The following is a 12971-nucleotide window of genomic DNA, read 5'->3' as shown; positions in this document are numbered from 1 at the left end:
TTGGGATTTAGATTTAAGAAAGGAGTTTTATAATGACTGTTTGGCTATTTCGTGCAGGAAAACAAGGAGAGTTTGAAAACAAGTTTTTAGTTGATGAAAGAATCTATTTAACGTGGGATGATCTTAATATAAATCTAAGAGAAATAGCTTCAAAAGAAGGCTTATATAAACGTCTAATCGAACACTATGATTTAGATAAAGAAAAAACGGCAATCAACTGGGCATCTCAAATTTGGCCTATTGCACATGCAATGGAACAAGGTGATTTAGTAGTTTTGCCTTCAAAATTTAATCGTACCATACATATAGGAGAAGTTATTGGTGATTATGTTTATGATGAGTCACTTGGAAGTCCTTATCATATGTATTTCTGAAAGAAAATTTTAAAAAGTTATTAGAGTAATTTCTGTAATTAGTTTCATGATACTCATAATGATTTTTTAATTATGTACGAATAATTTAAAAGTACTGAGAAATATGATTTCGTCTTAAATAACAACGGAAACCCTATAACTAAGGAACTTCTTTATATGGTAATAATAAATTACTTACTTATTTAGGAGAGAGAATTATGTATTTAAAAACACTAAACTTATATAATTTTAGGAAATTTGCAGAGCGGGAAGATTCTAGTCCTGGTTTAACAGTACATTTTAATAAAAATCTAAACTTAATAGTTGGTGAAAATGATTCAGGCAAAACAGCTATTATTGATGCAATAAGATATTTATTGGGAAGTTTAAGTGATGATTATGAGAAGATTACTATGGAGGACTTTTACTGTATAAATAAAGATGAATTCGCAAAATCATTTATTATAGAAGGGATTTTTACCGATTTAAATGAAAAGGAAGCAGGTATTTTTTTAGAATGGCTTTCATTTGATGCAGATAATGAATATCAGTTAAGAGTTATATTAAAAGCGGAAAGAAAAACAAATGAAAACGGTAAAGAGTATATAGATAAAAAAATATTGGCTGGTGAAGTAAATTGTGAACTAAGATTAAATAGCCAAGCACGAGATTTATTAAAAACAACTTATCTAAAACCACTAAGAGATGCTAATTCAGAATTGAAGCCTGGCTTTAGATCAAGGTTAGTAAATATTTTGAAAGCTCATCCAATATTTCAAAGTGGTGAATCAAATGAATTAGTGCAAGTTATGGAAGAAGCAAATATAAAAATAGAGAAATTTTTCCAAAAAGAATATACTAAAGGTCACTCATTGATAAAAGATATAGAAAATATTTTGGGTGATTTTTATGACAATACTGAATTAAAAAAGTCTAAAGCAAAGTTTAACGTTTCAAAGAATGATCTAACTTCGATTTTGAGAAAATTAAGCTTAAATACAGAAGAGATAAATTTAGGGTTAGGAAATCAAAATTTGCTTTTTATAGCAACTGAAATGTTGTTATTAAATAATTTTTTGAATGAATCCGAATCTATAGGTCCTAATATAACTCTTATAGAAGAAATAGAAGCGCATTTACATACACAAGCTCAGATAAGATTAATTAAGTTTTTAGAATCTGAACTTGAGAAAAGTAACTATTCAAGTCAATTTATTTTAACAACACATAGCTCGAATTTAGTTTCATCTATTAATCCTAGTAATATAATTATGGTTCATAATAATTTTTGTTATCCAATGAGTAAGGACTATACATTATTAAACGAGAATGACTATAAATTTTTAGAACGATTTTTAGATGCTACTAAATGTAATTTATTTTTTGCAAAGGGAATCATCCTTGTCGAAGGAGAATCAGAAATGTTATTAATTCCTGCTTTAGCAGAACTAATTGGGTTACCTTTGCATAAGAGCGGTATTTCAGTAATAAATGTTCATGGAACTTCATTTGAACGTTATATAAAGTTATTTTCCAGATCTGAGCATTGGATTGAAGAATTAAATTACCCAAAATTGAATATTCCTATTTCGATAGTTACTGACATTGATGTAAAGCCGTATATTTATTATGAAAAAGAAGCATTCCTGTATTGAAGAAAAATGAGGCAAAATAGCGGTTTTTCGGGTTGTACAAAAATAGAGCCCTCTTGGTATAGTACGGAGTGTCAACGGATGTTGACCTCTAATTTAGGAAACCAAGGAGGACTCATACATGAATTATAACCAAAATCGCAAAATCTCTCAAATCACAGAGAACACATTGATCGTCGGTGTTGATATTGCTAAGCACAAACATGTCGCTCGGGCGCAAGATTTTAGAGGCATTGACCTAGCTAATCGCCTAGTGTTTACGAGCGATCTCAAAGGCTTTCAAACCCTGACACAATGGATAGACCATTTGAAGGGTCGTCATCAAAAGAATACGGTCATTGTCGGAATGGAGCCAACTGGTCATTATTGGATGACTCTGGCTTATTACCTAAAAACACATGATATTAAATGCGTTGTAGTCAACCCGTTACATGTGAAAAGAAGTAAAGAGCTGGACGACAATTCGCCGACAAAGAATGATGCGAAGGACGCGAAGGTGATTGCCCAACTTGTGAAAGACGGGCGCTATTCCGAACCCACGCTGCCCGAAAGCATCTATGCTGATCTCAGACAAGGCATGAAGCTTTATGATCAAATGGTTCAGGATCGCAATGCGATTAAAGCCAAAGTCCATAATGTGCTGGATCGCTATTTTCCCGAGTTTCTTACGGTCTTTAAGAATTGGGAAGGCAACGCCGCTCTTCAAATCTTACGCGCGGGCCTTTTCCCCCAAGACATTGTGAAAATGCCTGAAGAAACCATTCTTTTTGAGATCAAGAAGGCAGCTCGACGCGCGGTCGGCATGAAGCGTGTTCAAAAGCTTAAGGAAGCCGCTGCAAAATCAGTGGGCTTATCGGTAGGTGTACGATTCGCTAAAAAGGAATTGCGGTATTTAATGGAGCAATATGACGATTTAACGGCCCGTATTGACGAGTTAGCTAAGGAATTAAGCGAGATGGTTCTGACCATACCCGGGGCTAAGGAAATCAGCGCAATAAAGGGTATCGGGGTGATGACCGTCGTCGGCTTTTTTGCCGAGGTCGGCGATCTTTCGCAATATCATCATCCACGCCAAATCCTAAAATTAGCGGGATTGAACTTGCGAAAGAACGAATCCGGCGAGCATAAGGGCCGGACAACGATAACCAAAAGAGGCCGCAAACGTTTAAGAGCCCTTTTGTTCCGGGTCGCCATGCCCTTAGCCGCCACCAATCCGGCCTTTAAGCGTCTGCATGAATACTATCGTCACCGTCCGGAAAATCCGCTCACAGGAAAACAAGCGTTGATTGCCTTATGTGGTAAGCTTATTCGCGTTATGTTTGTGATAGGCCGTCGTCAATGTGCGTTTAGTGAAGAGAGAATGATTCAAGATATGCCTCATCTTCAGAATCAGAAACAGGTTGCTTAAAACGCATCAATCAAAGGAAATCGCCCAACTGTGACTTGTGACCTTGACAATTGAAGCACGGAGAAGCCGGAGTGATTTGTACCATTCGGGCATGACCCAGTAAAGGAGCTTTTCCGGCCTCCACCTCATGGATAGGTAGAACGAAGGAATGTAAGAGCTTTGACTCTGTGAGACATGGGAGGGTAAACCGCCATGAGCGTTGTGGAGATCCCTATGTGCGATCATATCTTTGTTACCAGATAAAGGTAAATAGAACCTTTGTCTTACACGAAGTCAACTCAAACATCCATTTATTAGGTAAAATACCTATAATATCCATGAATTGATTGACAAGTAAAAACAATTGGTGCAGATTTCCGGAGAAAATGCGAGTAATTCTAAGAAAAACTTTATTTTATAGAGGGGGGTTGGTAAAAAATGACACGAACTGAATATGAAAATAAAATAAAAGAGTTAGGCATAGATTTGGAAGAATTGAATATTGTTATTGGTAGAAAAACCAATGTACCATTTTCAACAGGTTGCTACTTTGAAGGTGATAATTGGATCTTATATAATGTGGATGAAAGACAAAATTTTTCAATTATCGAGAGGGGAAATGAGAATCAAATTTTCAAATTTTTATATATGATAACGATGGGAAAAATAGGTAGATAGAAAATAAACATTTTAATTTGACCGCACTACTTATCCAAAGCTTCTAAGCTATTCCATGTCGATGAAATAAAATTAATAGTTAATGGAAATTAAATTTGACCGTAATAAATGGTTCAGAGAAGAGGGGTTTTTGAATCCTTTTTATGTTATCCATGATAATAAAGATCCAATATTGTAACAGGTTCGGAAGTAATATTTAATAATGAAAGTGATGCCATTGATAACTTTATAAAAAGGCTTAGAACAGAAAAGCTGTTATTTTAGGATATATAATATTAGCTAAGAACAATAAGGTATTTAAGTAATAGAAACATAAAATTGATGTTAGTCTAAAAATTAGACACGGAGAACAGGGAGATTATAATAAACTTAATTACAATAGGTTTGTTTTTTGAAAATAAAAGTGCAGAGAATTGCAAAATCCTTATGCAGTGATATGCAAAGGAGCTTTACATGGAGGAGGAGCCATGATAACCTTTTTTGGTTTTGCCAAAACTGTTGAAGCTGGCGCTTGGCTAAAGAATCATGGCTACAGAAGATCCATGTCAAGCCCTTGATGGATAGATCACATATATGTATATTTATACAAAATTTTGATAAAGATATACTGCGACACTCTGAATTTTCTTCTTGCAGAAAATACCTTGCATCATTTTACAGAAAAATATTTGGAAAATGCACAAATGCTTGGTAAGAATGTGCATCATCTAGGGGATTCGCAAAATTTTTCGCGGTATTTCGGATGTTAGGATGAAATTGCCCTAATTTACAACATAGCATTTCAATATATACTCTCCCCTTTGTATTTCACCAGCTTCCCGCACAACTATTTTCTCAGTCTTTTCAGCGCTATTTGTAATAATAATTGGCGTTACGATTTCTTTATTATTTTTTTCAATAAATTCTATATCAACATTCATTATGGGATCTCCAATTTTTACTTTTTGCCCTTCACTCACAGTTACTTCATAACCTTCACCATTTAATTCAACCGTATCTAGTCCAACGTGAATTAATACTTCTAACCCATGTTTTGTTCGAATACCTATTGCGTGCTTAGTAGGAAATACTTGAATAATTTGTCCTTTTACAGGGGACACCACCTTTCCGTCTTTAGGAATAACCGCTATCCCATCCCCCATCATCTTTTGGGCAAACACGGGATCCGGTACTTCTGATAATGAAATTACTTCGCCATACATAGGTGAAAAAATTTCTTCTATAATAGTTTTGGGATTTTTCGCAAATATTTTTTTTAACATACTAATTCCTTCTTTCTATCTATAATAATTTTATGAAAATTGTATTTTAATAATAAAGACAAGACAAAGAACAGACAGCAATCCAACAATAATGGTACTTCCGACAAATCTTAAATTTGCTCCTTTTTCCTTCCGGTTCAACGTACTATTTTTTATGAATTCTTTATGTGCTTTCCGGTATTTGCTAATAGCTAAAAGAAGCAATATACTGCCAAATATATTTCAACCAGCAATAATGAAATCGCCAACCTTCCTATTTCTAACTGGATCTGTTTTATAAATCTGACAACACCATTCTTGTCAATACACCAAAAAAAGATTTAACATGGCAAACACAAACAAATTTTAATGAAAGGATCCTCTTTTACTTGAGCAAAAAAAGGTTGGTTTGCCTGCAGCGACATTATATATAAATAATTAAGAAAGAGAAATGGGACGTATAAAAAAGATGACCGATATTTTAAAAATGCGCAAACTTTGTAATATGGAAGGGGAATCATTCGAATGTTTTTGTTGGCACGTTGTATTATGCGTCTTCATCTTTTCCCGCCCTTTCAATTGTTTCTTTTTTCTCTTTCAGGTAGTCAACATAATGGCTAAAAATAGCTTCTCCAATAATAAAAAAAGGGGCAAATGTTTTCAATTTTGTTCCGTTATGGCTTGCGAGATTTGAACTCCTGGCATATAAATTATACGGAGTCATTCTAGCCAAACGATTATTTACTAAATTTGTTATAGAGATAAAAGGAATTCCTTTGGCAACTAAATTTTGCACTGCAGGAAAAATTGTTGGTGTATCTCCTGATAAAGAAAAAATGATCACAACATCGTTTTTCTGCAAATCCTTTACAATTATTTCAAACTCCAATTGAGAGTGGATAACATTCAAATACTTTTGAAGCGGCAGAAACATTCTTTGCAACTCTAATGCACAATGTAATTGTGCAGTGCCCGTCCCAAAAACAAATACTTGATTGGCATTATATATCAATTCACAAACATCCGAAAAATCTTTGGTTTGAATATATTTGATTGTTTCATGAAGATCTTCCTGCAAAATTTCTACACCGCTTTTTTCTTCTACCGGATCCTCTCGACCTTGCCATTTTAAGAACACTCGGAATTCACTATATCCACTAAATTCCAATTTCTGTGCCAACCGCAATATTGAAGAGCGGGAAACATTGCATTTTTCAGCTAGATTATTAATCCCTAACGAATAACAAGTATTTTTATTATTCATAATGTACTTTAAGATGTGTAAATCTGTCTCATTTAATTTTTTATAATGTTTATTAATAAGTTCTTCTAATCTCAAGCCATATCCCCTCCTTCAATAAATAATTTATGTTTGCTCTTGTCATCTCCAAATGGCCGTGCCGTTAACTGCGAATAAATTCGCTGGCAGAACTATATGGAACTGTACTGGATTATTATCCTTTACATTCCTTCGGAAGCAGCCAAATGTAATGCCAGAACACTACAATACTTAGTTTAAAGGAAAAAAAGGTGTAAGTCTGCTGCTTGGCAAAAAATAATTTTTCATTAACAGAAGGAGGAGTGAAACAAAAAAAGGGGGTGTCTAATAATTCGTTTTTACGGCTTATTGACGCCCCCATTAATGTTTTAGAAACGTTGATATATCGGTGTTTATGATTTTTTGTTTTCAATGGGGATCTGACTTTCTGGACAGCCCCTTTTTATTTGATAAAATCGATCATCTTAAAAAAATTCGCTCACTACCACATCATCTTTATGAAGTTCAGGCCAGAAATCTTTATTTGCTTCAATTAAATCATCCAATATTTCTTTAGCAACTTTTGCACTCGGTACTGTTTTTGATAATGTTATTGCTTGCCATAATTTTTGGTAAGACCTTGTTATCCATGCTTCTACCACTAGCTTTTCCACAGATACTTGTTGTTCCATTAATCCTTTTTGGAATTGCGGGATTTCCCCGATCGATAGCGGTTCAGGACCATTGCTGCCGACAATGCATGGAATTTCCACCATTGCGGTCGGATCAAAATTGGAAATAGCCCCTTTATTTTCTACAATAAGCAACATTCTTTCATGAGTGTTATAAGCAATGGCACGCGCCAAATCTACAATATATGCTGCATGTTCATCTATATGAAGTTTACTGCCTTCTGTGGATTGATTTTCAATTATTTTTCTACATTCGCCGAAAACAAATTTTTCACGGCCTTCCATTACTTCATTTGCTCTTGTATAATTCGGGTTAGAATTTGCCACTACTTCATCCGGGAATAAATAGTATTTTAAATATGTGTTTGGCAACGTATCTGGGTCTAATGCATATACGTCTCTCGCTTTTAAGAATGTATCTTGCCAGCTAGCATCAACATGCTGATTGTCTCCGCTATCATTGACAACATACCCGTACTTTGCAACATGCTCCTTTAATTTAGGCATTAAATCATTTCCTTCTTTGTCGCGAATATCCGTCCACCATCCAAAATGGTTCAATCCATAATATCTTACCGTCATTTCTTTGCGAGATTTTAACCCTAAAATTCGCGCCATACGTTCTTCAATCCCGACAGGCATATCACAAATGTTAAGTACTTTCGAATGAGGACGGAGACGGCGCGTCGCTTCAGCTACAATCGCTGCTGGGTTGGAATAATTGAGCATCCATGCATTAGGAGAGTATTTTTCCATATAATCAATTAATTCTAATACTCCTCCAATAGAACGCATTCCATATGCAATTCCACCTGGCCCGCATGTTTCTTGACCAACTACACCATGTTTCAAAGGTATTTTTTCATCTAATTCACGCATTGCATATTTTCCTACACGAATATGCGCCATGACAAAATCAACATCTGTAAAGGCTTCTTCAGGATTTGTTGTTGCCAAAAATTCTATTTCCGGAGCTCTTTCTTTGAGAATTATTTCGCAAGCTCCTGCAATTGTTGCTTGACGTTCCTCATCATTATCATAAAGTTTTAATTTCCGAATTGGAAACTTATATAAATTATCTAATAACATCAAAACAATCCCTGGAGTAAAAGTACTTCCCCCGCCTGCAATTAATACCGAGAATTTTTTCATTTTTAGGTTTCCTCCTTTAATGCAATATCCTCTTTCATCCAAGTTATAACAATTCATTTGTATGAAAACAATATTTCTTAACCATTCTGGTCGCTATCTCAAGTTCAGTTCTATTTCCCATAAGAAGGGAATTTTCCCGCTTGTCAAATAAACAACATTTTAGAATTTGCAAGTAAATGTGGAGCCTTTCAGTTTTCTTTATATTGTTTTTTGCTAGAATCACTCAATAAATTCTCAAATTGTTCCCTTACTTGTGGAACCGATAAACCGACTATCACTTGAATTGCTTTCCCATTCTTAACAATTCCGTGGGCTCCAGCTGATCTAAATCGGCTATCAGGCGCTATTTTTGATTCATCTACTACTGTTACGCGGAGTCTTGTAGCACAGTTTGTTACATCGGCAATATTAGAAGATCCGCCTAGAGCTTCTAAAAATTCACTAGCTTGAACAAAATAAGCATTTTCTTTATTTGCACTATTTTTATTTTCTGCTTGCTTTTTAGCTTTGTAGTCTGCTTTTGTATACAGTTTTACTTCTTTTTGGTCATCTGCTTCACGACCTGGGGTAGCTACATTTAGCTTTACAATTAAATAACGAAACGTGAAAAAATAGATAACCGTAAATGCCAATCCAATTATCCACTGAGTGATATAAGTGGAAGTATGGTATTTGAATAACGGAATCCAGTTGGAGCTGGCAATTTCTAACAATCCACCACCCATATTACCAACTGCACCAAACGCATACATCACCGCAGCCATAGAAGCTGCTAAAAATGCATGTACAGCAAATAGAAGAGGAGCAACAAATAAAAATGTGAACTCTATCGGTTCTGTGATCCCAGCTACAACAGATGTTAAAGTTGCTGCAATCAACATACCTGATACGATTTTCTTTTTCTCAGGTTTTGCTGTTACGTATATCGCTAATGCAATGCCAGGGATTCCAAAAATTTTGGGCATACCATGCAAAGCAAAACCGCCTTCCGGGAACATTTCTTTTAATGAATGAGCACTTGTTGCATATTCCGATAAATGCTCCATCCAATATTTTGCAATTCCGCCATCAACAACTGCCGGGCCGTAGATAAAAGGACCGTATATAAAATGGTGCAGCCCCGTTGGAATTAAGATTCTTTCAAGGAATGTATACAACCAAACCCCTAATACATCAGAGGAAGCCAAAAACCCTTGTAAAGAAGCAATTCCGTTCTGAATTATCGGCCATCCCCACGAGGTAAGCAAGGCAAGAGGCAACATAGCAAAAAAACAAACAATGACAACAAAGGATGTTCCTTGGAAGATACCTAGGAAATCTGGTAGTTTTTTGTCAAAATATCGATTGTGGATTAAAACAACAATGGAAGAAATAACAATCGCACCGATAATATTTGTATCTAAAGTTTTAATACCGGCAATTTCCGTTAACCCGCTCACTCCTCCAACTTCTTGGCTAAAATCGACACCAAAATTTTCCCCCCAAATCGTTAAAATAGCGTTTACAAAATAATTGAAAGTTAAATAGGTTACGAGTGCTGCTAAAACAGCTCTCGCGTGTGCTTTTTTCGCTAATCCAATAGGGATGCCGGCAACAAAAAGCAACGGGATTTGATTAAATACTGTCCATCCACCTTCCTCTATTACCGTCCAGAATTTATACCATGCTCCATCTGGATCAGCCAAAGAACCCATAATATCCCCGTTTTTAAATAAAATTGTGAGACCTACAAGTATCCCCGCAAATGGGAATAATAATACTGGCACAAACATCGCCCCACCGAACCGTTGGATTTTTTGCATCATCCTTGATCCACTCCTTTTCTAGCAATTAAATAACAATACTTAAGAAGAAATTTGTGGGATCTGTTATTTCATGCAAAAGATGATTGCCATAGCAAAAATGTCAAGGTGCTTATAGTTGCAACTATAAACTGTCAGCGCTTACAATTAATTTATATTAAAATCTAATTTTTAACAATAACTTGGCAAGATGTCGGGACTTATCCTTTCCATTTGAATATTTTCCCACAGTTTGAAAAATTTCACGAACTTTTCAAACTGGAAAAACATATAAAATTTCTTTCTCACGGTTATTCACTATGTAGCTTTAGCTTCCCTAAACATCGAGTAGGAGGCTAATGAATTAGAAGTGCCGCAGCATTTGAAAACCGGCGCAGCAAACGGTGCGCCTAAAGTCGGCCGATTCGTAGACAACGCCATAACAAATCTGAAAAATACGAACCCTGACCGGCAAATAGGATTCGCCATGGAAGGGGTTGGGGATGTTAAGGTTCCGGCGGAATTGAGGGGAATTTTGGTTACTCCATAATTAGTGGGGAAAGTAAAGAGCCTCAAGAAGTTATTAATACTGTATATGAAACGGTTTCTAGATTTAAAAGGGATCCGATAAAAAGAGATAATGCACAACGTGTAATAAATAAGGAAATTGGTTGCTTTTTAAGGTCTATTAATTCGCCTCAATTTATTGCAAATCAATTCACACGTTATCATTTCAATGGGACGAATTTATTTGACGTAAAAATATTAGAAAAATTAACCGAAAAGGACCTAGAAGAAGTACTACACTTACATTTTTCTGATGAATCGAGTTCGACACTAATCATTAAGTAAATGATACTTGTTATTTTTCTATAAATTTTTTATTTAATGTAGTGTCAAGGTAGTATCCATCTATTAATTTAACATCAATCAATGGAAAAATACTATTTATTCTCTTTTCAGTTAAGCAATACACAAATTTCGTTGCTTTATGCTACATATGCGTTCGGCATTTTCTCCGCTCCTATAGCCGGCATGATATCTGATAAGATTGGCCGGCGTTGGACAATGAGTATGGGGCATATTCTTGGCGGAATCGGTATTTTCATAACGCTTTGGCCAACGATTCCTGCGCTTGTTGTGGGATCATCATTGTTGACGCTCGGAAATTTTGCTTCTCAATCAGCAACAACAGCTTATGTGACAGATATGGCCGCCGATTCACGGGGAGCTGCTACGTCTTTATATTTGGTGTTTTTCTATTTAGGAGGAAGCCTTGGCGGTTGGATTCCCGGCCTTTTATGGGAAAATTACGGATGGCATGGTGTCGTTTTTTTAACAATTGGAACAATCATTTTGGCACTATTAAGTAATTTATTTCTCGCAGGAAGAACCCCAGGGAGATTGAAAGTTTCTGAATTATGATATGAACAAAACAGTATTATTTCCTTGCCGAATCATAGTGAATATTTATGACTAAAATAAGGATTCTTTTTCCACAATGGGATTGTCCCGAAAGTCATTGAAACTTGACTTGTATCGTCTCCTTAATGAATTAAGGTGAAGCAGACGGGAACATACTGCGATTTGATTTTGAGCCACTGTGTATGCTTTTTCAGCCAGGAAGACAGTTAGCTAATTCAGCCTTGTTAGCTTACCTACCACTCAACGTAAAGTTTTTCGTTTGATCGGTGGTGCATGAAAGATTTTTCCCCATGGTTTTCTTAACTTTATAAGAACTTCATTTTATTGTTCGATTAAGTGTAACTTTTCGAATAGGAACCACCTTTTCCAAGGGTTATGTACTTTATCATTTTTGAACATTGTTAGTGTGGTGGAATCATCGGATTTATTTGCAATGGTAGTGATTTAAAATATAAATCTAACGATGATTCCTCCCAAAATAAATAAACTAAATATGAGATACCATATACTTTCGCTTCGGTTTTCTTTCCATCCCTTAATTGCGTAATAAAAGGCAAATGCAAAAAGTATAAAGAGAAGTATATCCCCAATATATTTGTACACATTCCTCATCCTTCCTCAGTTGAAAATACATTTAAATAATATTCCTCAAGACTGCTAGCTGTCTCTTTGATCTCGGAAATAGATATATTATTTTTTAATATTTTCCCATTGGAAATTAAAATAATTGAATCACAACATCTTTCACAAACCTCTAGTTGGTGTGTAGACATAAAAATACTGCATCCATTTTGTGCGTATTGAATTAAGATGTTTTTAATATCTTTCATACTGACAGGATCAATTCCTGATAAATACTCATCTAGCAAAAGTAGCTTCGGTTTTTTCATTAATAATGGAATAAGATTGAGTTTCTTTTTCATTCCAAGCGAATAATTGAAAATTTGCTTATTTAAGGAATTTAATAATCCCAATAACTGGAGCATTTCTTTAATTTCCGGGCTGTCTATATCAAAATTTAATAACTCGCTCATGAATTTTAAATATTCTTTTCCGGTCAGCACGGAAAATAATAATGGGGCATCAGGAAGTAACATGATTTCTTTTCGATCCAGATCTGACAGTTTTACACCATTGACGTAAATTTCTCCATCATCGTAGCCGGTCAATTCAGATAAAATTCTAAAGGTTGTGGTTTTCCCCGCTCCATTTGGCCCGAGAAATCCGACAATTTTATTTTCAGCAATTTCAAACGTTGCTTGATCTAATATTTTTTTCCCATTTTCAATTTTGGTCAGATTATGGACTTTCAATAAATAATCAGAAGATGCTGCTCCCACTGGATTTTCACT

Annotated in this window: 11 protein-coding genes; 6 read left to right on the top strand and 5 right to left on the bottom strand. The window is 35.2% G+C overall.

Annotated features, from left to right (window positions below):
• Positions 1-32 precede the first annotated feature (32 nt).
• The 4 genes from NSQ71_RS15645 (at position 33) to NSQ71_RS15630 (ending at position 4070) form a co-directional block, all read left to right on the top strand.
• A complete protein-coding gene (locus NSQ71_RS15645) occupies positions 33-374 on the top strand; it encodes a restriction endonuclease (RefSeq protein WP_340435231.1) in 342 nt (113 codons plus the stop codon).
• Between the two features lie 197 nt (positions 375-571).
• Entirely contained in the window at positions 572-2008 is a 1437-nt protein-coding gene (locus NSQ71_RS15640; protein WP_340734195.1) for an ATP-dependent nuclease, read from the top strand.
• 118 nt (positions 2009-2126) lie between these two features.
• A complete protein-coding gene (locus NSQ71_RS15635) occupies positions 2127-3413 on the top strand; it encodes an IS110 family transposase (protein ID WP_340734194.1) in 1287 nt (428 codons plus the stop codon).
• 417 nt (positions 3414-3830) lie between these two features.
• Positions 3831-4070 carry a hypothetical protein gene (locus tag NSQ71_RS15630; protein WP_130157206.1) on the top strand — a complete coding sequence of 80 codons (240 nt, stop codon included), beginning with the start codon at positions 3831-3833 and terminating at the stop codon, positions 4068-4070.
• A gap of 761 nt (positions 4071-4831) precedes the next feature.
• Here NSQ71_RS15630 and NSQ71_RS15625 read toward each other — a convergent pair.
• The 4 genes from NSQ71_RS15625 to NSQ71_RS15610 all read right to left on the bottom strand — a co-directional run bounded on the left by NSQ71_RS15625 (position 4832) and on the right by NSQ71_RS15610 (position 10218).
• The gene (locus tag NSQ71_RS15625) at positions 4832-5332 is read right to left on the bottom strand and encodes a PTS sugar transporter subunit IIA (protein WP_066250760.1); all 501 of its coding nucleotides are present in this window, start codon (positions 5330-5332) and stop codon (positions 4832-4834) included.
• 526 nt (positions 5333-5858) lie between these two features.
• Complete coding sequence (locus NSQ71_RS15620) at positions 5859-6650, bottom strand: MurR/RpiR family transcriptional regulator (protein ID WP_094244504.1); 792 nt, start codon at positions 6648-6650, stop codon at positions 5859-5861.
• A 404-nt stretch (positions 6651-7054) separates the two neighbouring features.
• On the bottom strand, positions 7055-8413 hold the full coding sequence (locus tag NSQ71_RS15615) for a 6-phospho-alpha-glucosidase (RefSeq protein WP_066250754.1): 1359 nt from the start codon (positions 8411-8413) through the stop codon (positions 7055-7057).
• A gap of 188 nt (positions 8414-8601) precedes the next feature.
• A complete protein-coding gene (locus NSQ71_RS15610; protein ID WP_130157209.1) occupies positions 8602-10218 on the bottom strand; it encodes an alpha-glucoside-specific PTS transporter subunit IIBC in 1617 nt (538 codons plus the stop codon).
• 346 nt (positions 10219-10564) lie between these two features.
• Between NSQ71_RS15610 and NSQ71_RS15605 the strand changes: the two genes are divergently transcribed.
• Positions 10565-10744 carry a hypothetical protein gene (locus NSQ71_RS15605; protein ID WP_130157211.1) on the top strand — a complete coding sequence of 60 codons (180 nt, stop codon included), beginning with the start codon at positions 10565-10567 and terminating at the stop codon, positions 10742-10744.
• Between the two features lie 383 nt (positions 10745-11127).
• Complete coding sequence (locus tag NSQ71_RS15600; protein ID WP_340734192.1) at positions 11128-11619, top strand: MFS transporter; 492 nt, start codon at positions 11128-11130, stop codon at positions 11617-11619.
• Positions 11620-12227: 608 nt separating this feature from the next.
• Here the strand turns inward: NSQ71_RS15600 and NSQ71_RS15595 are convergent.
• Positions 12228-12959: an ATP-binding cassette domain-containing protein gene (locus tag NSQ71_RS15595; RefSeq protein WP_066248071.1), complete on the bottom strand. Its 732-nt coding sequence runs from the start codon at positions 12957-12959 to the stop codon at positions 12228-12230.
• Positions 12960-12971: the final 12 nt, after the last annotated feature.

Source organism: Aeribacillus sp. FSL M8-0235, assembly GCF_038000355.1.
Taxonomy (GTDB): Bacteria; Bacillota; Bacilli; order Bacillales; family Aeribacillaceae; genus Aeribacillus; species Aeribacillus composti.
This window is presented reverse-complemented; position numbering and strand designations above follow the sequence as displayed.

Coding starts and splice junctions, on each gene's coding strand:
- NSQ71_RS15645 (WP_340435231.1), top strand. CDS start 33: ATGACTGTTTGGCTATTTCGTGCAGGAAAACAAGGAGAGTTTGAAAAC.
- NSQ71_RS15640 (WP_340734195.1), top strand. CDS start 572: ATGTATTTAAAAACACTAAACTTATATAATTTTAGGAAATTTGCAGAG.
- NSQ71_RS15635 (WP_340734194.1), top strand. CDS start 2,127: ATGAATTATAACCAAAATCGCAAAATCTCTCAAATCACAGAGAACACA.
- NSQ71_RS15630 (WP_130157206.1), top strand. CDS start 3,831: ATGACACGAACTGAATATGAAAATAAAATAAAAGAGTTAGGCATAGAT.
- NSQ71_RS15625 (WP_066250760.1), bottom strand. CDS start 5,332: ATGTTAAAAAAAATATTTGCGAAAAATCCCAAAACTATTATAGAAGAA.
- NSQ71_RS15615 (WP_066250754.1), bottom strand. CDS start 8,413: ATGAAAAAATTCTCGGTATTAATTGCAGGCGGGGGAAGTACTTTTACT.
- NSQ71_RS15610 (WP_130157209.1), bottom strand. CDS start 10,218: ATGATGCAAAAAATCCAACGGTTCGGTGGGGCGATGTTTGTGCCAGTA.
- NSQ71_RS15600 (WP_340734192.1), top strand. CDS start 11,128: ATGGAAAAATACTATTTATTCTCTTTTCAGTTAAGCAATACACAAATT.